The organism is Bartonella massiliensis (assembly GCF_902150025.1).
GTDB lineage: Bacteria > Pseudomonadota > Alphaproteobacteria > Rhizobiales > Rhizobiaceae > Bartonella > Bartonella massiliensis.
In genome coordinates, this window is record NZ_CABFVS010000039.1 from 29,819 (window position 1) to 55,337 (window position 25,519).

The following is a 25,519-nucleotide window of genomic DNA, read 5'->3' on the forward strand; positions in this document are numbered from 1 at the left end:
ATTAGAACTTCGTAGAAATACCAAAGTTCAATTGCTGCAAACGGTCTCCCTCCTGCTTTGTTATTGGCCAAGCATAATCAAAACGCAAAGGACCAAACGGAGATTCCCACATCAAACTCACACCAGCAGATGAGCGCCAAGCACTTTTGGTATTGGTAACAGGCGGTTCCCCACTAAAAACGGCTTTATAATTATTGCCATAAAGCGTAGCAACATCCGCAAACAAAGCACCGCGTAATCCAAACCCTTCAGGCACAACAGGAATAGGAAACTGTACTTCAGCAGTCGCATTCATATATGTCGTTCCCCCTAAGAAATAAACTTCACCTTGACTGGAAATCTGACGTGGACCTATTCCATTGTATTTGAACCCTCGGATCATATCAGTATTGGCTTTAAACATATCGAAAATACGCATACCTTCTTTGCCTTTGCCCATTCCATGGATATAACCACCCCCAAAGGAAAGCAGACCAACAATATCTCTTTGATCAGAAAGAGTCTTGTACATCATCGCCTTACCCGTGGTCTTCAAGAACTTTGCATTCCCGCCAAGTCCTGCATATTCCTGAAGAAGATGCACGTACCATCCATCATGGGGATTTCTCATATCGTCAATCGTATTATAGGTCAGACCATAACTAATTGATGAACGTTTCCAAGGGCTGTTCTTTGCCGCTTGAACAATCGCACCAGAATATTTCCCATATAATTTTATTATATCACTCTCTTTGTCGAAATCATATTCGCCGCCAAAATCATATTCTTCCTGGACATACGAATAAGCGACATTCGCAGATAATTGATTATTAATAGGTAACGAAAACCGTAATGATCCCCCTGTCTGTCGTACATCATAAGCTTTATCAGCACGATAAGTACTCCGAAAAACATCGACACCCGCCGATAAACGGTACCCTAAGAAATAAGGATCAACAAATGATAAATTATAATTACGAGATTTTTCTTGCCCCGCTCCTAACCCTAAACGAACATACTGGCCGCGTCCTCCAAGATTACGCTCAGTAACTGAAACTTCAAGTGACATACCAGGACTTGTTCCCCCCGTGGTATATCCTCCAGAAAGAGAGAGATCTCCTGTTGAAGATTCAACCACATCTATCACCAAAACAACCTGATCAGGCTTATCGGTAGGAACCATTGAAATATTAACAGCTTTGAAGAAACCTAAACTTTCTAGACGACGTTTTGCCCGCTGTAATAAAGTTTGGTTGTAGGCATCTCCTTCGTTTAAATCAAGCTCACGGCGAATAACGTAATCACGGGTTTTCTCATTGCCACGGATATCAATACGCTGAATATAAGCACGTGTACCTTGTTCAATATTATATAAAATTGAAATTGTATGATTTGCTAAATTACGGTTTCCCCGCGGTTCAACTTTAGCAAAAGCATATCCAGAATCAGCAACCTTATTATTAATAATTGCGACAGACTGTTCAATATCCTCTGCACTATAAACATTACCTGGCTGCGTTTTAAGCTTGCTTTTCACGGATTGAATGTCAATTCCATCAACATCACTTTCAACCTGAATATCACTAATTTTATAGCGCGGACCTTCATCAAGAAGGAAAGAAATTTTATATGTATTGCTTGCAGCATCAAAAGTCGCTTTAGAAGAAACAACACGAAAATCTGCATAACCACGATTATAATAAAAGCGACGTAAAGCTTCTTCATCAGCAGCAAGACGCTCTTCGCTATAAACATCGCCTCCCAACAACTTCGAAAAAATTCCTGAAGATTTTGTTGAAATCACATCACGCAAACGACGGCTTGCAAAGACACTATTTCCCCTAAAAGTGATATCACCAATCTTTGTTTTTTGTCCTTCAACGACATTAAATACCACATTAACACGCCCTTTTCCAAGGTTAATCGTTTGAACATGAACCGTGACATGATTACGACCAAGGGTTTTATAAGCTTCACGAATTGTATTTATATCAGCAGAAAGCTTAGCAGAGTTAAAAGGCTCATTCGGTTTTAAAGAAATAAACCGTTTAAGATCTGGGTCTTTAAAAGATTTATTTCCTTGAAATAACACTTGATTGACAACCTCATATTCTTTTACGAATACAACCAATTTATTCCCTACTTGATTTATTTTAACATCATAAAATAAACCTAATGCAAAAAGATTCTTCACAGCCTGATCAACATCACCACTGGCAATCCCTTGTCCAACCTTAATCCCCATATTATCCCGAATCGCCTGAGAACTTACAAATTTATTCCCACGAACCTCAATAGAACGAACTACAGACGCTTGTATTTCTCCAACCGCAGCAATTGACATAAAGACCGCTGCTGGGGCAATCATCCCCATCTTTAACACCAACACAGATGCTGCATTTAAAAACTTTGAATTCGTAGTCATTGGCTTTTTTTACCTTACTCTTGTTCCTTAGACATGATGCCTTAAAAAGCTTATGCTATTGCTATAACAACCTTTTTACTGCGAGACTTTTTATCCCTTAATTACTCATTATAATATACAACGCCACAACATTTTGCAGACATGGTAAACAACCTTCAATTTATTTTTGCTATTATTACCCAATTTATAAAGTCTTTTCCATAATTTAATTAGCTAAACCAACAAAAATAATCATTAAAAAAGACAAAAATTATAAAAAGGAAAAGAAGAGAAAAGCCTAAACGAACAGCCATTCCCTGAATTTTAGCAGATATCTTCCTCCTCGTGATGACCTCAATGACATGAAATAAAAGATGCCCACCATCAAGCGGTAGAATCGGAAAAAGGTTAATAAGCCCAACACTGATCGAAAGAAGAGCCGCCAAATTTAACAAAGAGATAAAACCTGTCTCGCTTACTTTCCAAGCAATTTTAACGGTTTTAGAAGGCCCACTTAGTTGACAACGATCTTCTTTCCCCCCGATTAAACGACTCATAAAAAGAACGGTTTGAGTAGCAATAAACACGGTACGGTTTGATGCTTCTTTTACAGCTTTTACAAAATCATAGCGAATATGCTTTATATAAGCTGGATCTAAACGTGCAGGATTACTTAAATCAACAGGTCCCCCCACACCGATCATAGCACTTTGTGTTTGATTACCAAACCCATCATCTCGCTCAACGACTTTCGGGGTAATGACCGTTGTAAATTCTCGCCCCATGCGTTCTATTTTAAATTCTATCGGTTTTTTTCCATGCAAAGCGACATAATTCATCAAATCTGTAAAACTTTCAACCCGTTGACCATCCATTTCAATAAAACGGTCCCCTAACTCCAAACCGGACTGAACAGCAGGGCTATCTTTTACTAAAGAACCAACAACCGGTTCAATGATAACACGACCATAAATAAGAAAAAAAAATGTTAGAATAACAACAGTCAAAAGAGCATTAAAGAAAGGACCAGCAAAAACAGTTGCTGCTTTTTTCCAAGCATGTGCACGCGCAAATGAACCCTCAACAATCGGAGATGATTGGGAGGATACGGCATCGATTTTTTCCTCTTCGCCAACAAACTTTACATAACCACCTAAGGGAATAAGCGCTAAGCGCCACTTCGTGCCATGTTTATCTGTGTAACTGGCGACTTGTGGCCCAAATCCAAGTGAAAAAACCAAAGCCTTAATACCACACCACCGCCCAATAAGATAATGACCAAGTTCGTGCACAAAAATAATAATCATAACGATGAAAAGAATACTCAAACTTCTTAAAAGAAAGTCACCCATAGTGACGATATGATTTAAAAATCCCAAAATATATTCTCCCCATTAAGCCATGCTAAAAAGATTAAAAGGTGTGTCCATATCAGACATAAAAGAACCAATTAAATAAAGAAGAAAAGTCGCTCCTACCAGCCCATCCATACGATCCATAAATCCACCGTGTCCAGGCAATAACGAACTTGAATCTTTAACAGAAAACCGTCTTTTAAGCCATGATTGTCCTAAATCACTTAATTGTGAAACAATTGACAAAACGAGTGTAAGGAGTGGCACAAAAAAACTTGCTAAATTTATATCAAAAAATCCAAAAGCAACCCATATACCACCCAAAGCACCGAAAAATGTACCTCCAAGTGCTCCTGACCATGTTTTATTAGGAGAAAATTGTGGTGCTAATTTAGCCCCCCCCAATGCACGGCCGATAAAATATCCACCAATATCTGTTCCCCACACTATCGTAAATAAGAAAATAACAACTTGGAACCCCAACATCTCATGATCTCGTAAAAAGCATAAAGCTGCAACAGGAAGAGATGCATATAAAAAACCACAAAAAACCCAACCACTCTTTTTTATAGAGAGAATAGCCAAAACCACGGCCAAAGAAATTAAACCACAAAAAACCAATGAAGCAGATAATCTCGACACTAAAAAAAAGCCAAAGAGAAAATAAAAAATACTTGCTAGTATTTTTTGTAAAGCACACCACTTCTCTTGAGTAATACGCATCCACTCATAAAGAATAAAACCACCAATACACCATGCAAATACAAAAAAGGTGATTCCTCCCAACCACGTTAGATACAAAGCAATAACACCAAACACAAAAGCTGTCAGAGTACGATAGACCAAATTAGACAAAACAACATCCAAACAATAAAAGTAAAAAATACAAACTCTAAAATTGATGCAATAAAAATCCCCTACACAGTATCTTTCTTGCACACTTGTACAAATTTCTCTTATAATTTATCATAAATGATCTCGCCTACCAAGATAGCGCTTACAAGACAAATAATCAATGAGAGTAGATCAAAATCTTCCTTATTAAGGTTAATCCTAAAATAAGTTTTCAAATATTTTTTCAAACATAAAATGAAAAAGCAGCTATCTACGCCCTACATAAACTAATTCACATAGGTTTCTTAATAGCATTACGATTATTTAAAGCTGAAATTTCATTGCTTTTAAAAACTTTTCTATCAACGCTTCGCCACAAAAAAAATAAGCCCCCCCCCCATAACATCCGCTTAATCCATCCTATGCGCATGATTTTATCGTTGAATGTAAGAACAATGCATTATTTTTTGCATTATATTTTTTCCAAATTCCATTTTGGAATATTGAAGTAGTCTTTAAATAATGTTTTTACGCAGTTTAACAAAGGCATACTAAACAAAAATCTCACCACACTGTTAAGAGTATTCTCCAGCAAAGGATATGATTCACTTCACAGGTTAAAGAATAAAAGCAGAAGCCTTTGCTAAATGCAATCTTTCTTCTATAAAGATGACAAAATGCCCCCTGTATCACACCACACTTGCTATCATAATGCGCATACCCCCTGTTCTTATCTATAAAGATAACTTACACTCTGGGCGTATAATATCTTTTTTTAATGCAAAACGGTCCTAAACGTGCATAATTTCAGATTCTTTCACGGCTAAAATTTTATCGATATCAGCAATCGTTTCATCTGTGAGTTTTTGAACTTTTTCAGATAAATTATGGGCTTCATCTTGTCCAATTTCACCATCTTTTTCTAACTTTTTCAAATTATCCATACCATCGCGACGAACATGACGTGTAGCAACACGCGCTTGCTCTGCATATTGATGCGCAATTTTTACAAGCTCTTTACGACGCTCTTCATTCAATTCAGGCAAAGGAATACGTAAATTTGTACCATCGGTTATGGGATTCAAACCAAGACCAGAATCACGGATAGCACGTTCCACAGCTCCTACCATTGTTTTATCCCATACAGAAACGGAAAGCATCCGTGGTTCGGGAACAGAGATATTTGCAACCTGATTGATGTGCACAACAGAACCATAAGATTCAACAGTCAATGGTTCTAATAAACTGGCCGATGCTCGTCCCGTCCGCAAACCACCCAATTCATGTTTAAAAGCTGTAATAGCACCATCCATGCGACGTTTCAGATCATCCATAATTGATGTAATATTCATATTTATGCCTCCTTCAATTTATCTTTTGAAGATTACCTTTATTCTGATACTATTGTAAAGCGTCCAGTTCCATTCAAGACCTTAGCTAAACCGCCTTTTTCATGAATGGAATACACAATAATCGGCACATTATTCTCACGAGCTAAAGTAACCGCCGTTGAATCCATCACCGATAATCCCCATTGCAAAATTTCAACATGCGTTAATTGATCAAAACGCTTAGCCGTAGGATCTATTTTGGGATCTGCTGAATAAATACCATCAACTTGTGTTCCTTTAAGAAGGACATCTGCACCAATTTCCGCTGCACGTAAAGTTGCAGCAGAATCAGTGGTAAAAAATGGATTTCCCGTACCACCCGCAAAAATAACAACTTTTCCCTGATTCATATAAGCTATTGCTTTACGTTGTGAGAAACTTTCACAAATTTGTGGCATAGCAATCGCAGAAAGAACTACGGTTTCAACCCCTAATTTTGTTAATGATGTTCGCAATGCTAAAGAGTTAATAGCGGTTGCAAGCATTCCCATATGATCACCTGTCACACGATCACCACCATGTGAAGCAACAGCAACACCACGAAAAATATTTCCCCCACCGATAACAACCGCAACTTCTATCCCCATTGCCCGCACTTCTGCAATATCAGCGGCAATACGGTCAACAACAGAAACATCAATGCCAAAACTCTGCCCCCCCATAAGAGCTTCACCAGAAGCCTTTAAAAGAATACGTTTATACGGAAGCGCTAATGCCATTCATAATCTCCCCAAAAGCACATTATCTTTTTGCTTTTGACACCATGAAGGGCACCACTTCTTTCATGTGACGCCCTCTTAACAATTATATTGTTTCAATCAGAGATCCTAAAACCAATAATGATTTTAAATCTCTGATTAAGAGTTTGCAATAACTAGCCTTTTGCAGCTGCCGCAACCTCTGCAGCAAAATCAGACTCCTCTTTTTCCACACCTTCACCCAGTGCAAAACGAATAAAGCCTGTAATCTTTGCTGGAGCATCAATTGATTTCTCAGCATCCTTTAAAGCAGCTTCAACGGTCATATCGGGATTCATAACAAAAGCTTGAGAAAGCAAAACAACCTCTTCAAAAAACTTACGCATACGCCCTTCTACCATTTTTTCAATGATATTTTCAGGTTTTCCAGACTGACGTGCTTGATCTGAAAAAATTGCTTTTTCACGTTCAACAGCACCAGCATCCACATCTTGTGCTGTAAGCGCTAATGGATTGGTTGCTGCAATATGCATGGCAACCTGCCGCCCAAAAGCAAGAGCAGCTTCTTTATTTCCCGTTGTTTCAATAGCAACCAAAACACCAAGTTTTCCAAGCCCTTCAGCCACACTGTTGTGTATATAAGTCGCCACAACACCATTCTCAACAGACAATTTAGCAGAACGACGAAACGTCATATTTTCGCCAATAGTACCAATTGCATCTTTAATCGTAAGTTCTACAGTCTTCTCAGAACCTGGATAAAGAGAAATAGAAACAGATTCAACATCACCTGGCGTATCCAAGGCAGCAGTTGCTACATTGCGCACGATATCTTGAAACCCATCATTGCGTGCAACAAAATCTGTTTCAGAATTAATTTCAACCAAAACTGCATGTGAATCTTTTGATACGACTCCAATTAATCCCTCAGCCGCCGTACGACCAGCCTTTTTATCTGCTTTAGCTATTCCTTTTTTACGAAGCCAATCAACAGCAGCTTCTATATCACCATTGGTTTCTGCTAAAGCAGCTTTACAGTCCATCATACCGGCGCCTGATAATTCTCGAAGTTCTTTTACTTGTGCAGCAGTAACGCTCATATTTGCCTCTTTATTCTGTAACAGTGAAAGCGTGCAAATTTCCTCTGCACGCCTATAACTTTTTCTTTCGATAATAAAAATACCTTAATTAGGCGTTTTATATTACTCAGAAACTGCTGAAACCGCATTTTCTTCCAAAACAGGTTCCACAGGAGCTTCAACTTGAGCTCCTAAATCGACACCCATTGCACCTTGCTGGCGTGCAATACCATCAAGAGCCGCACGAGCAAAAAGATCGCAATAAAGCGAAATTGCACGTGACGCATCATCATTCCCTGGTATTGGATGTGTTACATCATCAGGATCGCAATTGGTATCAATAATAGCAATCACCGGAATACCGAGACGCTTTGCCTCTTGGAGTGCAATATTTTCTTTATTTGTATCGATAACAAAGATAAGATCTGGAACAGAACCCATATCTTTAATACCACCAAGCGCACGATTAAGTTTTTCACGGTCACGTTCAAGATTTAAACGTTCCTTTTTGGTAAAGCCTTGGGCTTCAGCTGCAAGAATTTCATCAAGCTTACGCAAACGATGAATCGAATTAGAAATTGTTTTCCAGTTCGTCAACATACCGCCAAGCCAACGTGCATTAACATAATATTGAGCCGAGCGATTCGCCGCATCAGAAATAATGTGAGATGCTTGCCTTTTCGTTCCAACGAACAAAATACGACCACCCCGCGCAACAGTATCTGAAACAAGCTTCAGCGATTGATGTAAAAGTGGAACGGTCTGAGCAAGATCAATAATATGAATATTATTACGCTGACCATAAATATAGGGGGCCATTTTAGGATTCCAGCGATGTGTCTGGTGACCAAAATGCACACCTGCTTCTAAAAGCTGGTGCATCGTAAAATCGGGTAGTGCCATAAATTATCCTTTCCGGTTTAACCTCCGCGGAAAAAGCAGGAAAACCTACTACCGGCGGATGCTTGCTAGACTCTCTTTAAAGATCATTTACAAACACCCAAACTCCGCGTGTGGAATAGCGCAAACATACTAATATTTGATTCTTTTTCAAGTCATTTTCTTCAATCATTTAATATTTTCATTTTCACATTGATCAAGATTTTTTCCAAGCTCGAGGAATTCAAGACTATTCAATTTTGCACGCACTGAAAAAGTGCCATAATCGATATGAAGATCACGCATGACACCATTTTCATTTAAGAGAAAGCTGCTTTGATAAACCGGCAAACCATCTTTATTTTCTCCATCATCAAAATAAGAGATTATAATAGGCCAATATTCTTCTTCATTCAATTTTTTCATTTTTTCCGTTTCGCTATCAGATAAAAGCGCCGTCTTTTTCCCGATGACGATACTCTCCTTTATAACTTTATCGGCTTTATTAGTCCCATCAAATACAGTAACATTATAAAAGTGATTGCCTGCTTTTGCATGGCGAATAATATTCTTGAGCTGCGTTATTGGAAATTCAGCCATTTCAAGCTTATACTCTTTTTCCTTTGGCTTTTTTAAGGTAACTGTAAGTCCATCTTCAGTACGTCTAGCTACCCCTTCAGCGCGGTGTGCAACCTCTTCTCCCTCTTGATCGGTAATATTAAAATGGAATGTACGGCTATCCCCCGTTTCATAACTCGTCGTCTGTTGATCTGTTAAACGTACTGGCATATCATCAATGTGAATACGGCTAATGAAACGAAAACGTGTGTTATAACCCTGGCATGGCGAACCTGTAAGCTCATAAACCATTCGCCCTGACATCCCTGAAATTGCCATTTCATGAGAAACGTTATCAAGATGAAAATCATAAATTGCTCGATGAGGCACAATAAAAACAGGCTCTTCAGCTCTCGCAGTACATAAAAAAACACTATATAAAATTATTATAAATAATAATCTAATCATTCCTAACTTCCAAACTTTATTCCCGTTGCGTAACATTATACAATAAAGCAAAAAAGGCTCATTTCTCGATTAACCACACATTTCCTTCAATCAAAAAATAAGTTATGCAATGAATGAATGTATATAGAACAGCTATGGAGTTTAAACTATGACCAATGTGATTGAAAAAAACTTAGAAAAGCTCGGTATCACTCTTCCTGAAGCAACGCAACCTCTTGCCAATTATATTACTACTTCACAAAGTGGCAATCAAATCTTTATTTCTGGACAGCTTCCTCTTACGAATGGAAAACCTACAGCCATTGGTAAAGTTGGTGCAACTGTAAATACTCAGCAAGCTAAACAAGCAGCCGAAGCTTGTGCTCTCAATATTCTCGCTCAACTTAAAACAACTCTAGGGGACTTAAATAAAATAAAACGCGTAGTAAAAATTACTGTTTTTGTGGCTGTCGATTCTCATTTTACCGATATCCCTTTTGTTGCCAATGGCGCTTCTGATTTATTTGTTAATATTCTTGGTGAGATTGGAAAACACGCCCGTTCTGCTATCGGTGTTTCTTCTCTTCCTATGAATGTTCCTGTAGAAATTGAAGCCATCATAGAAATTTAAATTTTTATTAAAGACATTGTTTTCCTTAAAATATAACTGACGTCAAAATGTTTTTTGTCTTACACTCTGACAAGACTTGCGTTTTTTGGTTTTAAAATTAAAATTCTAAACTTACAATAATAAGGAAATATTTGTATGAAACAAGCTTATGACAGTAACAATATTTTTGCTAAATTGATTCGCAATGAAATCCCTTCCGTTCGTGTTTACGAAGATGATGATGTTATTGGATTTATGGATATCATGCCACAAGCACCAGGTCATACGCTGGTCATTCCTAAAAAAGGCTCAAGAAACTTACTTGATGCCGATCCTGAAACGTTATTTCCTGTTATTAAAGCTGTTCAAAAAATTGCCAATGCTGTCAAAAAAGCTTTTCAAGCAGACGGCATAACGGTCATGCAATTTAATGAAGCGGCTAGTCAACAAAGCGTTTACCATCTCCATTTCCATATTATACCACGTATGGAAGGAATAGAACTTACCCCTCACAATGAAGTAATAACACCTACAGAAATACTTGAAGAGAATGCCAAAAAAATTCGTGCTGCCCTATAATATGCCCTCTTGTAAAACATTCTTAAGATGTTGTGCTTTTCTTTCCTACAGCTTTTTTATTAAAATTCTTTGTTTTACTTTTCTTTGGGCCAACAGATATATCGGAAGAGGAAATTTTTAACTGTAACCTTTCTTTTTCGCCATTTGATTTTTGTGTCAATACGCGAACGATGCCACCGTTGCGTAACTTTCCAAATAAAATTTCATCCGCTAATGGCTTTTTAATGTATTCTTGTATAACACGGCCTAATGGGCGTGCTCCCATCTGAGAATCATACCCTTTATTGGAAAGCCATAAAGTTGCAGAAGGACTTAATTCAAAAGAAATTCCTCGATCAGCTAACTGGGCTTCAAGCTGAAAAATAAATTTTTGTACGATCTGATTAATCGTTAAATGCGATAAAGGTGCAAACGGAATAATTGCATCTAACCGATTACGAAATTCTGGTGTAAATAATCGATTGATTGCTTCTATATCCTCACCATCACGATTGACTTTTCCAAATCCAATCGCTGATTTTGTCATATCTGAAGCACCAGCATTGGTTGTCATAATTAAAATAATATTACGGAAATCAATTTTCTTGCCATTATGGTCTGTTAATCGACCATAATCCATGACTTGCAATAAAATATTAAATAGCTCTGGATGGGCTTTTTCAATCTCATCAAGCAATAAGACTGCGTGCGGCTTCTGGTCAACTGCATCTGTAAGGAGACCTCCTTGATCAAACCCTATGTAACCTGGAGGAGCACCGATTAAGCGCGCTACTGTATGGCGTTCCATATATTCTGACATATCAAAACGTAAGAGTTCAATGCCTAAAGATGATGCAAGCTGTTTTGCAACTTCAGTTTTTCCTACACCTGTTGGTCCTGAAAATAAATAACTTCCTATTGGTTTATCTGGTTCGCGTAAACCTGCTCGCGCTAATTTAATGGATGACACTAATGCAGAAATTGCTTGATCTTGCCCATAAACAACATGCTTGAGTTCTCTTTCAAGCTTACTCAATATCTTCTGATCATTCCGCGAAACTGTTTTTGGGGGAATTCTGGCAATTGTCGCAACAATCGCTTCGATTTCTTTAACACCTATCGTTTTTTTACGCTGTTTTTGTGGCAAAAGCTTTTGTGCTGCACCACTTTCATCAATAATATCAATTGCTTTGTCAGGTAATCTACGATCAACCATATAGCGTGAAGATAGTTCTACGGATGCCTTCATCGCCTGATCTGTATATTTGATCTGATGAAAATCTTCAAAGTAAGGTTTCATCCCCTGCAAAATCTTAATCGCATCAGACACAGAAGGTTCATTAATATCAATCTTCTGAAAACGGCGCTCTAAAGCACGGTCTTGTTCAAAGAATTTACGATATTCTCTGTAAGTTGTTGACCCAATACATCGCATAGTTCCAGAAGACAATACAGGTTTTAAAAGATTTGCTGCATCCATATTTCCCCCTAATGTTGCCCCTGCTCCAATTAAGGTATGAATTTCATCAATAAATAAAATAGCACCTGGATAAAGCTCAAATTCTTTAATCACTTGCTTTAATCGTTCTTCAAAATCACCGCGATAACGGGTACCAGCAACAAGCCCCCCCATATCAAGAGAAAATATCGTGGTATTTGATAAAATTTCAGGCACTTGTCCATCAACAATACGCTTCGCTAATCCCTCAATGATAGCCGTTTTTCCCACTCCAGGATCCCCAACCAAAAGCGGATTATTTTTTGATCTTCGACATAAAATCTGAATCATGCGTGAAATTTCTCTTTCACGGCCAATTAATAAATCAATTTTTCCATTCCGTGCTTTACAATTGAGATCAACACAATAACTCGTTAAAGCACTTGTTACCCTTTCACCATTGTCTGAAATCTGCTGATCTAATTGCTCTTCAAGTCCTTCAAGTAACATGGATAACCCATCATCACGTGTGATACCATGTGAAATAAAACGTACAGCATCATAGCGTGTCATTCCCATCTCTTGAAGAAAATAGGCTGCATGGCTTTCACGTTCAGAAAAAATGGCAACAAGAACATTTGCTCCCGATACTTCATCTTTTCCTGCTGATTGAGCATGTATCACCGCACGTTGGATAACACGCTGAAAAAAAGCCGTAGGTTTTGTATCCTCATCAGCTTTAATTTGTTCATCTAACTCTGAGCGAAGATAGTTGGTTAAGCGCTCTCGCAATTCCTCCACATCTACTTGGCATGCTTGAATAACCGAATTTGCATCAGCATCATCTAATAACGCAAGAAGAAGATGCTCTAATGTCGCATATTCATGCCGCGCTTGAGTAGCAATGGTTAATGCACGATGCAAAACTTCTTCAAGGCTAGGTGTAAAAGATGGCATAATTCCTCACTTCCATTCCATTACACATTGTAACGGATGTTCATTTTGACGCGCACACTCCCTTACTTGTTCTATTTTCATTTCAGCGACTTCATAAGTATAGGTTCCACATTCGCCTATCCCATTATAATGAACCTCTAACATAATCTGTGTTGCTTCTTCGAAACTTTTTTTAAAAAAGTTTTTCAAAATGAAAACAACAAAATCCATAGGTGTGTAATCATCATTAAGTAAAAGGACACGATATAATTTAGGTTTTTGGAGCTTTTGTCTAGCCTTAGGTATTATAACCACATCATGCCTACCTTCATCCCAATTCTTGCCCTTTTCATCATGCATAATATGAGACATAGGGTTTATTATGAGTGTTTGTCCCATTATCGTTTTCCATGCAGTACATTTTTTTACTAATTTTAAGTTCTTTCACAACTATTGCAATAGCTCTTTCGTATAAGAAAAGACTTTCCCCTATGGTTAGATTTAAATCACTCATAAAATAATTTCTGTAAACAAATTAGTAATACCATTCGTCTAAACTGCATCAACACGTCACAGAAAAGAAAGCTTTACAGAAGTTTTTTTAAGATAAATGGAGAAATAGGATACTGCAAGTGTATATTAATGGTCAGAAAATTATGCGCTGCTATAAAAAAATAGCAATTTCTTTTGTTATGTTAGCTTTTTCTTATTGTTGGGCGTTAGCGACACCTTGTTGGGCGTCAGCGACACCTCAAGGAGCCTATCCTGATAAGTATGCGGCCATTGTTATAGATGCCTCTACAGGAAAAACGCTCTTTCAAGCCAATGCGACACTAAAGCGTTATCCTGCTTCTTTAACAAAAATGATGACATTATACCTCCTATTTGAAGCAATGCAGATGCGTCGTGTGACACCCAATACACCAATTCCTGTTTCACATTATGCAGCCATGCGCCCACCAACAAAAATTGGATTTAAAGCAGGCCAAACAATTTCTGCAGAAGCTGCCGCTAAAGCTCTCATTACAAGATCGGCAAATGATGTTGCTGCAGCTATAGCTGAATATCTTGGAGGCAGTGAAAAAAAATTTGCTCGAATGATGACCGCAAAAGCCCGTAAACTTGGCATGAAACATACGCATTTTGCCAATGCTTCAGGACTGCCGGATGTGCACAATTATTCTACAGCACGAGATATAGCTACTTTGTCATTAGCCCTCCGTAAACATTTTCCAAAACAATACAAATTATTCAAAATAAAAAGCTTTAATTTCCGTGGACATACCATTAACAGCCATAATAAACTCGTCAAAATAATGAAAGGTGTTGATGGAATTAAAACAGGATATACACAAATGTCAGGTTCTAATTTAGCAACTTCAATGCGTCTTGAAGGGCGTTCTATTGTCGCTGTTGTTATGGGAGGAAAATCATCTACTGCACGTGACGAACATATGGCTAGCTTATTAAATCACTATTTACCAAAAGCAAGCCAAATGAAAAGTGGTAAACATTTAATGGCCTCTGTACATTATCATTTACCCAATGGCGCCAATACTCCTATACCGACCATTAAAGCTGATCCAAATAATTTTGATGATGACATTTCAACTCTGTTGACAGCATTTGCAGAACAACCTAAAAGCTCCAATATCGCGATAACGGCTGTAAATAAGGTAATTATACCAATACCTAACCCTCAAAAAACTATACCTGTTGAGACTCATAAAGTTCTAACCGCCTCTTTGTCCACAAACGCCGGATGGGCTATCCAAATTGGTTCCCTTCCTAGTAAAGAACAAGCTAAGACTTTGCTTGTAAAAGCAAAAAGTACAGCTTTTTCTACTTTAAAGAACGCATCTTCACATATGCAACTGTTTGAAAAAAAGGGACAGCGTTATTACCGAGCCCGTTTTACAGGATTTCAATCAAAAAAAGCAGCATTTGATGCTTGTTCTACATTAAAGAAAGCAAATTTTAACTGCTATACTGTAGCCTACTAAAAGTTTTTGAATTCTGCGTTAAGGATAGTATTATGACAGATAATGCTTTTGCTTCATTCTATAAAAAAGAAATTTTATTGAAGCAATCATCCCTCCTTTCATTGCGTTCTCTTCATGATGCTGCTGCAAAGCTTGCTGGTTTAAAATATCATTCAACTACATTAGATACACAATCTCTTGTTAATCTTCTCATTTGCCAAACAATGCGCAACCGTCGTCTTATAATGCCCCCTGTACGTATTCATTTACGCGTTGCGAGCCAAACTGGTAATGTGCCTATTAAAATCCGTTTAGGAGCAACAAATATTTAATTCTACCAATCCTCTCTAAAAAGAGATTTTATTATGCATCATTATCTACATCTTAAAAAAACTTTGAGTAGGGACATCTTTCTTAGGTCGTAAAGATTATGTTGATAGCTTTTTAATAAGAATCCCAGTAGATATCTTCAAGCTTCCAATCAAGCCATTTTTAAGGACATACAAAATATTTTCCCACTTTTGCTTTAATAGCAAAAACTATCCTTGATATCTTTCTGGAAAAAATGAGCTTACATGGGATGAATAACTTATCACTTTAGAGATTTTTGTAAAAGTTCAATCAAGAAAATTCCTCTTAATAACGATTCCTCCTGCAACATAAATGTTGTAAAAATAATCCAAGCCTTTTCTCTTGTATTTTTTTTCAACAGACAAAGCAAATTGAGACATACAAACACTATCGATAAAAAATGAAAAAAAATATCAGATTAAAGATCATGATACGATTTCCATAAAGTTATAATTTATAATAATGAACTGCTTCGACAATTTTTCTTTGATGAAGCGCCGGCAGAAAAAAACTTAGAGGAAAATGATAATTTATTTTTTTCATATTCAATGAAAAGTTTTTGTAAGATTTTCTTATATTGAATCAATAAAACTTATTCGTTTGCTCATCACGAAAAGGATTGGCATATAAACTATTAAAAAAGAAAACAAAATACCTCTACCCCTCTTAAAATGCCAAGATTTGTCACACAAACATTGGGATTAACAAAATCTGTGTAGGCTTGCTTTTTTATAAGCATAAAAATAAAGTTGATTAATGGATTTACCGTTAAACCATTCAAAGTACCGTCTCGAAATGACTGTGATGAGTATTGAGAGATGTCTCTTTAAAACACACTCATAAGATAGTGCTCTATTGTATCTATTCTTCATGAAAGTTTTGATAACTATTTTTAATGTATACGTTATTATTTATTTTAATTTTTTTGACGCTACTGGATTTACAAAATAAAAGTTGAAGCACAAAGATTTTATAATATACCTTTTAATTATTGCGAATGAGAGTTTTTTTTAAGGTACTTTTTACCATATTAGATGCTTAAAAGAATCTCATTTAAAAAAAATAAAAATTTTAAAGTTCTCTCGCACCCCATCATAATCATTCAGTTTTAAAGAAATTGCCCTAGATACCAAGGCGTAATCTTTCATTCCTTAAAAGATATTATTACAGAAATTTTTAAAAGCCATAAAATTCAGCTAGAAAGTAATGACAGATTGAACCCTTATTTTACTTTACGCTCTTTTATTTTTTCCCAATGAGACTGTTTTTTCATTTCAGGAGACAAATCAAACAGACACAAGAAATACTCTCCCTCAAATCTTGCTAGCAGAAGTTATTCCTTGTTAAAAACATAAAATACACCTCCAATTTACTTCAAGCATGCTGGTGAATTAAATTTGTCTTTTGATTTATAAGCAAAAAACTCAGCCTTTTTAGGAATAACAATGTGATCCTTCCACAAAGATAGCAATCATGGATTACAAAAAATATTCCAGCCCCAACAAGAGAGCGCACTCTTAACAAGATATTGCATTGACTGCAAGACCACCTTTACTTGTTTCTTTATAGCGTTCACTCATATCATGCCCCGTCTGGCGCATTGTTTCTATACAAGCATCAAGAGAAACAAAATGATTTCCATTACCATATAATGCAAGAGAAGAAGCCGTTACGGCTTTAACAGCACCCATTGCATTACGCTCAATACAAGGAACTTGTACAAGACCTGCAACAGGATCACACGTCATTCCTAAATGATGCTCAAGCGCAATCTCCGCTGCATTTTCAATTTGCGCCGGTGTTCCACCTAACGCTGCGGTCAATCCCGCCGCAGCCATTGAAGATGCCGTTCCAACTTCACCTTGACACCCAACTTCTGCACCAGAAATAGAGGCATTATGTTTGATAACACCACCAATAGCTGCTGCCGTTAATAGAAAATTATGTATCCCCTTTTGATTTGAATCATCATTAAACTGAAGATAGTAACGCAAAACTGCAGGAACAACACCAGCTGCCCCATTTGTTGGTGCCGTAACAACACGACCACCTGCTGCATTTTCCTCATTAACTGCCATAGCATATACCGAAAGCCAATCATTTGCCCACAGTGGATAATTACAATTTTTCTTTTGATTTTCCAAAAGCGTTTCATGCAGCTTTTTAGCACGCCTTAAAACATGTAACCCACCAGGCAACTCACCATCTTGTGAAAGACCTCTATCAATGCAGTTTGTCATTGCCGAAAAAATTTCATCAAGCCCTGCATCCAGAGAAGAGGGCTCTATCTTTGTCTCTTCATTTAAGCGCTTCATTTCAGCAATTGAAAGTCCGGATTTTTCTGCCATTGATAACATTGTACGCGCAGAATCAAATGGGTATGGCACCTCAAACGCTTCTGGTTGTACATTATCACTCATATGGCTTAATTCATCCTCAGTCACCACAAAACCACCACCAATAGAATAATAAATCTGCCGCAACAAAACATTCCCATCCGTATCAAGTCCTTCAAACGCTAGTCCATTGGTGTGTCCAGGTAAGATTTCCTTTCGCTCAAAAATAAGGTCACTTTGTGAATCAAATTGATAAGCAGGATGACCTTCGGGGTGTACTTTTTTTTCACGGATAACTTTTTCTAACAGGAATACCATGCTATCAGGATCAACAGTAGCAGCTTTTTCTCCTAAAAGTCCTAATATGATAGCCCTATCTGTCGCATGTCCAATACCTGTGAAAGCTAAAGAACCATAGAGATAAACACGTATACGAGAAACTTGAATATCAGATGACTGAGAAAAGTCTCGTATCTTTTGCAAAAACATATTAGAAGCTGTCATCGGCCCCATCGTATGTGAACTAGAAGGACCAATTCCAATTTTAAAAAGTTCAAAAACAGATAAAAACATGCATCACCCCAAAACTACAGCACAGTTTGAGCATACACGCCTTTTTATAACGTTTATCCCATTTAGAATCAAATTGCGAGATAAACTAAAAAAATAACAGCAATAAACACAAATGTCGCTCGCCTTGCTACCACCCAACATTTTCTTTCTATAGTGCTTTCCATTATTAGCCAACCTTCAAAACGGACAACGCTCCTAGAGTCATCACTTTACTCTCTTCATTTTCTAAACGTAGTAAAATAAGAGTTAATATACAATAGTAAGAATTCAACTAAAATGAGAGATTCTTAACCAAGGATATTTTTTATCATGCCAAGGCTCTTCACAACCTATGCTTCATTATATAAAATATTCTATGGATATGTTTCAATAAAACGTACAAAGCTTTCTAAAGATTCTCGTTCTGTCTCAAAATTGTTTTCTGGAGCGCTCGTATCGCGATAACCAAGTGCCATACCACAAATAATATGGCGATCAGAAGGGATGGATAAAAGCTTGCGAAGCTGCTTATGATAATCCGCAAAAGCTGCTTGAGGACAGGTATCTAGTCCAAATCCACGTGCTGCTAACATAATGGTCTGCATAAACATCCCCAAATCAAGCCAACTTCCCCTTTCCATATCATGATCCATTGTAAATAAGAGTCCTACAGGTGCATCGAAAAATAAAAAATTTCGCGCTTTTTGATGAAGCATTTTTTCTTCATCATCTTTTTGAATTCCAAGACTCTGATAAAGATCCAAACCAACTTTTCGACGCCTTGAAATATAAGGCTCACGCCACTGACGTGGATAATAATGATATTCACGCTCTCCCTTTACACCTGAAAGTACAAGTTGGGAAAGTTCTTGCCCTACTCTTTGTAATATACTTCCCGTAAGCACAATTACTTGCCAAGGCTGAATATTTGTTCCAGATGGTGTCCGTGCTGCAAGTTTTAAGATTTCTTTGATTGTTTCCAAACTAACTGACTGATCAGTAAAAGCACGAATTGACTTTCGTGACAAAATAGATTGAAAAATATTCATAGGAGAATCCGGCATTATCTTTACTTTCTTTATGATTTTTTCCTATCAAGGACAATATATTGCGCAAATACCTTTGTAACTTTTTTGAAATGCTCTATTTCTTCAAATCACGCCGTGTTAAGACTCCCATAAAGATAGTACAATCTCTCTCTTTTAATAGAAAGGAAATTATCTAAAAGAAGATGAAATAATTTTCATAATCAATGCTTCACCTCTAACGTCGCTAAGCTCTCAAAAAAGGTCTCTTCAATTTGTTTTTTAAGCCTTTTTTAAATCTGAAAAAGATCATCAATATCATGCTGAATCTGCTTTAAATTAGTTCGTTTTTTATAAACTCCTGCAATTAATTTCTGAAACGTTTTCTCATCATTAAGTGGTTTTCTCGCTATTATCAATATGTCAGATATTGCAAAAAATGAAAATTGAACTTTTTTAGCACGCCGTATTTTATTTTAACTTATGACAATAACACTTTGATTTATAATCATATATCTTGTGTTGTTTATATTGAATTAGAACCCCAAATAACGTAAGATTCTCTCATTTCAAATCTGTTTATCTTGAATCAACCAAAATCATTCCCTTGCACATAAAAAGCGAAGTTAGTGTGTGGATAAAAACTGTATAAGAAAAGACTCAAAATGCCTTTTCATGAACCATCTTACGTACCAAAGTCTGTTGCAACATTCTAGAGCTGGCAAATAATGTGATGGTGCCGCCGTGCTCTCTCTCAAGCGTAAAGATGGCGGTGTGAGATGACTTTTATATTATTCCAAGGGGGCTTTACCGTTATATCATTTGCAATCGGTACCGTGAAATGGTTTTGGGTGCGCTTTGAAAGATCTCTCTTTAAAACAAACCCGTGAATTGGCAGACCAATGACGTTCTATTTTACATGAGGGCGTGCCTTATTAAAGAATGTAATAAACAAAAGCGTAAGGTAATGGTAAAGAGGGACATCATTTTTTACCATTATGCCTTCATATTTTTTTCAAATTAGGCTGTCTGCTGGTTTCAGAGATTAAACAGACCAAAGATACGCAATACGCTTGCTCCCATTTGGCATACAAAAGTTGGAACAGTTCGTAGAGCTCTTATCCGTCTCAAACTTTGTTTCAAACATGCGGTTGCATTAAGATTGAATGCTGATTTATAAGCAACGACAAAAGCACGTGCTCTCTTATGACGATCCGTTTTTGTATAAAACCATGTAGTTCCACGCCAGAAAGGAATAAGGAATTCCCCTTCTTTATAATAACACAAAATCCGAGCTGTTATTAAAAATTTACGTGTCAATTCATCCAACTGAATAATATTCATACATTTTATTATTCTGTCTTCATCGATCGCATTGTTATAAGAAATATGTCTATTTTTTATAAAACTTGAGTAAACCCTTTAACCTCCAATTTACTACACTCTAAGATATAAAGAAATGCATTCCTATCATACAAACATTGTACAGTAAAAAACCAATCATTTTTTATATTACAGGAAAAGTTACTGATTATTTACTATAAAATTTTTTAAATTTTTATAGAAGATATCAATCAAAAATTTTCTTAAAATTCGAAATCAGTCACATTTGTAGAGAAGTCTTTTTTCCTTAAACATAGATTTAAAACTTCACATATCTTGGAAAAAACTTTCTTCACTGCTTTCAAAAATTAAAAAACTTTAAAATGAAGCAACAAAAAGATAAGCATCCTTATCAAATAATAAGCTATTAAAGATGTTTTAAATAACTATTACCCTATAATTTTTTAATATTGTTCAGAAAAATATGCAACTTCTCCATTTCGAGATAAAAAAACGTCTGAACTTTCTATTCAGACGTTTTTATATTTTTAGGGAATATTACACTAAAATTATTCAGCAACGGCTTCAGTTGTCATATTTGTCAACATAGCCTTAGCTATTTCGTTTTTACTAGACTTACGTTGCTCATCAACAATCAAATCATCACGAACTGCTGCAATACGACGGATTTGAGAAATCGTCCCCCCTGTACCGGCAGGAATAAGACGACCAACAATAACGTTCTCTTTAAGACCTTGTAAAGTATCAATTTTACCAGAAACAGCTGCTTCAGTAAGCACTCGCGTAGTTTCCTGAAACGATGCAGCCGAAATAAATGAAGGCGTTTGAAGAGATGCTTTTGTAATTCCAAGAAGGATAGGATTACCAGATGCGGGTTTCTTCCCTTCTGCAATCAAATTATCATTGATTTCATCAAGTTCAATACGATCAACATTATCACCTGGAATATAACCAGAATCTCCAGATTCAGTAATTTCAACTTTTTGCAACATTTGACGAACAATCACTTCAATGTGCTTGTCATTAATAAGAACCCCTTGCAAACGATAAACCTCCTGAATCTCATTAACAAGGTAAGATGCCAAAGCTTCAACACCCTTAATCGCCAAGATATCATGAGGGGCTGGATTACCATCAAGAATATAATCCCCCTTTTCAATTTGATCGCCTTCTTGGAAGTGAAATAACTTACCTTTTGGAATCAAATATTCTACTGGCTCAAGAGTTTCATCATTTGGTTCAATAATAATACGACGTTTATTCTTATAACCACGACCAAATCGAATCGTACCACTGACTTCAGCAATAATCGCATGATCCTTTGGACGACGTGCTTCAAAAAGTTCAGCTACACGTGGTAGACCACCCGTAATATCCTTCGTCTTGGCACTTTCCATGGGCAAACGAGCAATAACATCACCAGCTTTAACATGAGCACCAAGCTCAACAGAAAGAATTGTTTCCACTGACATCATATAACGGGCTTCACCTCCCTTATACAATTTAGCAATGGATTCACCTTTTTTATCTGCATGGATAATAATAGCTGGTTTAAGATCTGCACCACGTGGATTAGCTCGCCAATCAATCACCAAATGCTTCGTAATCCCTGTAGATTCATCAGCTGTTTCAGTGACCGATAAACCATCAATCATATCTTCAAAACCTACATAACCTTCAACTTCCGTTAAAATTGGACGTGTATAAGGATCCCATTCTGCTATACGCTGGCCACGTTTAACCACATCGCCATCATCAACAAAAATATGCGCACCATAGCTCACACGATGCACAACGCGCTCTTTTCCTAACTCATCCTTGATAAGGATAGCCATATTACGCCCCATAACAACCAAATGGCCTTCAGAGTTGCGAACCACATTACGATTACGAATCTCCACTCGACCTTCATAAGATGCTTCTAAATACGATGAATCAACAACCTGCGCTGTTCCTCCTAAGTGGAAAGTACGCATAGTAAGCTGTGTTCCCGGCTCACCAATTGACTGAGCAGCAATAACACCAACGGCTTCTCCCTGATTAACAGGTGTTCCACGGGCCAAATCACGGCCATAGCATTTAGCACAAACACCAAGACGTGTTTCGCATGTTAAAGCAGAACGAATTTGAACAGATTGAATTCCCGCTTCCTCAATCTTGACGACATCAGCCTCCTCAATCATCGCTCCACCTTCAAGGATAACCTCTCCAGAAACAGGATGTAAAATATCAACAAGTGCTGTACGACCTAGAATTCTTTGCCCAAGAGAGGCAACAATTTGTCCTGCATCAACAATTGGCTGCATAGTAAGCCCTTTTGCTGTACCACAATCAACAGCTGAAATAATAGCGTCCTGTGCCACATCAACAAGACGCCGTGTGAGATAACCAGAGTTTGCCGTTTTTAACGCAGTATCAGCAAGTCCTTTACGCGCACCATGTGTCGAGTTGAAGTATTCGTTAACAGTTAGACCTTCCTTAAAATTTGAAATAATAGGTGTTTCAATAATTTCACCCGATGGTTTTGCCATCAATCCACGCATACCAGCTAATTGTCTCATCTGATTAGCAGAACCACGAGCCCCAGAATGCGACATCATATAGATCGAATTCATGTGCCGCTGACGACCTGTTTTGGGATCAAAATCAACAGCTTGAATCCGTTTCATCATTTCATCTGCAACACGATCGGTACATTTACCCCAAGCATCAACAACCTTATTGTATTTTTCACCTTGTGTAATCAAACCATCATTATATTGCTGTTCGTACTCCTTAGCCAACGCTTCTGTTTCTGCAACCAAACGTGACTTGCTATCAGGAATAACCATATCATCCTTACCAAATGAAATTCCTGCACGACAAGCATAAGAAAAACCAAGCTGCATAATACGGTCACAAAAAATAACCGTCTCTTTTTGTCCACAGTGGCGATAAACATGATCAATCATTTTAGAAATATTCTTTTTCGTCATTTCTTGATTGACAATATCAAATGAGATGTCAGGATTTTTCGGCAAAAGCTCACCGATAATCAAACGACCAGGTGTCGTATCATAAAGTTTCGCAACTTCTTTTCCATCCTTACCAAGGTTTTTAACACGACCTTTAATCTTTGTATGAAGCGTTACAACTTTATTTTCCAAGGCATAATGAAGCTCACCTATATCGGAAAAAGCCATTCCCTCACCTGGTTCTTTTTCAGAAACAATCGAAAGATAATAAAGACCAAGAACCATATCCTGTGATGGAACAATAATGGGGGCACCATTGGCTGGATGAAGAATATTATTGGTCGACATCATCAAAACACGGGCTTCAAGCTGTGCTTCAAGAGAAAGCGGAACGTGAACGGCCATCTGATCGCCATCAAAATCCGCATTAAAAGCAGTACATACCAATGGATGAAGTTGAATAGCCTTTCCTTCAATTAAGATAGGTTCAAAAGCCTGGATCCCCAAACGGTGCAACGTTGGTGCACGATTGAGTAAAACAGGATGTTCACGAATAACCTCATCCAAAATATCCCAAACTTCTGGATGCTCTTTCTCAACAAGCTTTTTTGCTTGCTTTACAGTTGAAGAATAGCCTTTTGCATCAAGTCGCGCGTAAATGAAAGGCTTAAATAATTCAAGGGCCATTTTTTTGGGAAGACCACATTGATGTAATTTTAATTCAGGCCCCGTCACAATAACAGAACGCCCCGAGTAATCAACACGCTTTCCAAGTAAGTTTTGACGGAAACGACCTTGTTTACCCTTTAACATATCTGAAAGAGATTTTAACGGACGTTTATTGGCTCCCGTAATCACACGCCCACGGCGCCCATTATCAAATAATGCATCAACAGCCTCTTGTACCATACGCTTTTCATTGCGCACAATAATCCCAGGAGCACGTAATTCAATCAGCCGTTTCAAGCGGTTATTACGATTGATAACACGCCGATAAAGATCATTGAGATCTGATGTCGCAAAGCGCCCACCATCAAGTGGAACCAGTGGACGTAAATCCGGTGGAATAACTGGAATTGTTTTCATGATCATCCACTCTGGTTTATTTCCAGATTCAAGAAAATTTTCAACGATCTTAAGTCGTTTAATGAGTTTTTTCTGTTTTAACTCTGAAGTTGTTTCAGCTAATTCAAGACGCAATTCATTGGCGATTTTATCGAGCTCCATACCAGCTAAAAGCTCGTAAATAGCTTCAGCGCCAATCATAGCTGTAAACTGATCTTCCCCAAACTCATCAACAGCAAGCATATATTCTTCTTCAGAAAGAAGCTGGTGGAGCTTAAGAGATGTCAGCCCTGGTTCGGTTACAATATAATTCTCAAAATAAAGAACGCGCTCAATATCCTTTAAAGTCAAATCTAAAAGTGTAGAAATGCGGCCTGGTAACGACTTAAGAAACCATATATGCGCAACAGGTGCTGCAAGCTCAATATGCCCCATACGCTCACGACGTACGCGCGAAAGAGTAACCTCTACACCACATTTTTCACAAATAATACCCTTATATTTCATACGTTTATATTTGCCGCATAGACATTCATAGTCTTTAATCGGTCCAAATATACGTGCACAAAACAAACCATCACGCTCTGGTTTAAAAGTCCTATAATTAATCGTCTCAGGTTTTTTAATCTCACCATACGACCAAGACAAAATTTTCTCAGGACTCGCTATAGAAATACGAATAGAGTCAAATGTCTGCGCTGGCGCTTGAGGATTGAAAAGATTCATGACCTCGTGGTTCATGCT

17 protein-coding genes and 1 pseudogene are annotated in these 25,519 nt (G+C 37.4%); 5 read left to right on the top strand and 13 right to left on the bottom strand.

Going from position 1 to position 25,519, the window contains the following annotated elements; translation table 11 throughout:
- Position 1: 1 nt before the first annotated feature.
- The 8 genes from bamA to FNZ60_RS08170 all read right to left on the bottom strand — a co-directional run bounded on the left by bamA (position 2) and on the right by FNZ60_RS08170 (position 9,645).
- Positions 2–2,404 (bottom strand): outer membrane protein assembly factor BamA, encoded by a 2,403-nt coding sequence (gene bamA, locus FNZ60_RS08135; RefSeq protein WP_142417096.1) that lies wholly within the window; start codon positions 2,402–2,404, stop codon positions 2–4.
- A 209-nt stretch (positions 2,405–2,613) separates the two neighbouring features.
- Entirely contained in the window at positions 2,614–3,762 is a 1,149-nt protein-coding gene (locus tag FNZ60_RS08140; RefSeq protein WP_142417097.1) for a M50 family metallopeptidase, read from the bottom strand.
- Positions 3,763–3,777: 15 nt separating this feature from the next.
- Positions 3,778–4,593 (bottom strand): phosphatidate cytidylyltransferase, encoded by an 816-nt coding sequence (locus tag FNZ60_RS08145; RefSeq protein WP_142417098.1) that lies wholly within the window; start codon positions 4,591–4,593, stop codon positions 3,778–3,780.
- Positions 4,594–5,363: 770 nt separating this feature from the next.
- On the bottom strand, positions 5,364–5,924 hold the full coding sequence (gene frr / locus FNZ60_RS08150; RefSeq protein ID WP_142417099.1) for a ribosome recycling factor: 561 nt from the start codon (positions 5,922–5,924) through the stop codon (positions 5,364–5,366).
- Positions 5,925–5,962: 38 nt separating this feature from the next.
- Positions 5,963–6,682 (bottom strand): UMP kinase, encoded by a 720-nt coding sequence (pyrH, locus tag FNZ60_RS08155; RefSeq protein ID WP_142417100.1) that lies wholly within the window; start codon positions 6,680–6,682, stop codon positions 5,963–5,965.
- 155 nt (positions 6,683–6,837) lie between these two features.
- A complete protein-coding gene (gene tsf, locus FNZ60_RS08160; protein WP_142417101.1) occupies positions 6,838–7,761 on the bottom strand; it encodes a translation elongation factor Ts in 924 nt (307 codons plus the stop codon).
- 102 nt (positions 7,762–7,863) lie between these two features.
- Positions 7,864–8,643 carry a 30S ribosomal protein S2 gene (gene rpsB, locus FNZ60_RS08165; RefSeq protein ID WP_142417102.1) on the bottom strand — a complete coding sequence of 260 codons (780 nt, stop codon included), beginning with the start codon at positions 8,641–8,643 and terminating at the stop codon, positions 7,864–7,866.
- Positions 8,644–8,808: 165 nt separating this feature from the next.
- Positions 8,809–9,645 (bottom strand): EipB family protein, encoded by an 837-nt coding sequence (locus FNZ60_RS08170; protein WP_142417103.1) that lies wholly within the window; start codon positions 9,643–9,645, stop codon positions 8,809–8,811.
- Positions 9,646–9,793: 148 nt separating this feature from the next.
- On the opposite strand from FNZ60_RS08170, the gene FNZ60_RS08175 reads away from it, so the two are divergent.
- A complete protein-coding gene (locus tag FNZ60_RS08175) occupies positions 9,794–10,255 on the top strand; it encodes a RidA family protein (protein ID WP_142417104.1) in 462 nt (153 codons plus the stop codon).
- A 135-nt stretch (positions 10,256–10,390) separates the two neighbouring features.
- Positions 10,391–10,813 (top strand): HIT family protein, encoded by a 423-nt coding sequence (locus FNZ60_RS08180; RefSeq protein WP_142417105.1) that lies wholly within the window; start codon positions 10,391–10,393, stop codon positions 10,811–10,813.
- Between the two features lie 22 nt (positions 10,814–10,835).
- Here FNZ60_RS08180 and clpA read toward each other — a convergent pair whose 3' ends face one another.
- Together clpA and clpS are read right to left on the bottom strand one after the other, a co-directional pair.
- Positions 10,836–13,187, bottom strand: a complete 2,352-nt coding sequence (clpA, locus tag FNZ60_RS08185) for an ATP-dependent Clp protease ATP-binding subunit ClpA (RefSeq protein ID WP_142417106.1) — start codon at positions 13,185–13,187, stop codon at positions 10,836–10,838.
- A 6-nt stretch (positions 13,188–13,193) separates the two neighbouring features.
- Positions 13,194–13,565: an ATP-dependent Clp protease adapter ClpS gene (gene clpS, locus FNZ60_RS08190; RefSeq protein ID WP_142417107.1), complete on the bottom strand. Its 372-nt coding sequence runs from the start codon at positions 13,563–13,565 to the stop codon at positions 13,194–13,196.
- A 233-nt stretch (positions 13,566–13,798) separates the two neighbouring features.
- Here clpS and FNZ60_RS08195 point away from each other — a divergent pair, with 233 nt between their 5' ends.
- Positions 13,799–15,169 carry a D-alanyl-D-alanine carboxypeptidase gene (locus FNZ60_RS08195; protein ID WP_142417108.1) on the top strand — a complete coding sequence of 457 codons (1,371 nt, stop codon included), beginning with the start codon at positions 13,799–13,801 and terminating at the stop codon, positions 15,167–15,169.
- 32 nt (positions 15,170–15,201) lie between these two features.
- Positions 15,202–15,480, top strand: coding sequence for a hypothetical protein (locus FNZ60_RS08200; protein ID WP_142417109.1), 279 nt, complete (start codon positions 15,202–15,204; stop codon positions 15,478–15,480).
- A 1,536-nt stretch (positions 15,481–17,016) separates the two neighbouring features.
- Here the strand turns inward: FNZ60_RS08200 and FNZ60_RS08205 are convergent.
- Positions 17,017–18,408 carry an L-serine ammonia-lyase gene (locus FNZ60_RS08205; protein WP_142417110.1) on the bottom strand — a complete coding sequence of 464 codons (1,392 nt, stop codon included), beginning with the start codon at positions 18,406–18,408 and terminating at the stop codon, positions 17,017–17,019.
- Positions 18,409–18,761: 353 nt separating this feature from the next.
- On the bottom strand, positions 18,762–19,451 hold the full coding sequence (locus FNZ60_RS08210) for a nitroreductase (protein WP_142417111.1): 690 nt from the start codon (positions 19,449–19,451) through the stop codon (positions 18,762–18,764).
- A gap of 705 nt (positions 19,452–20,156) precedes the next feature.
- Between FNZ60_RS08210 and FNZ60_RS10670 the strand changes: the two are divergent.
- Positions 20,157–20,589: pseudogene (locus FNZ60_RS10670) on the top strand (integrase); the annotation flags it as partial.
- 715 nt (positions 20,590–21,304) lie between these two features.
- On the opposite strand, the gene rpoC reads toward FNZ60_RS10670, so the two are convergent.
- On the bottom strand, positions 21,305–25,516 hold the full coding sequence (gene rpoC / locus FNZ60_RS08220) for a DNA-directed RNA polymerase subunit beta' (protein WP_142417112.1): 4,212 nt from the start codon (positions 25,514–25,516) through the stop codon (positions 21,305–21,307).
- Positions 25,517–25,519: the final 3 nt, after the last annotated feature.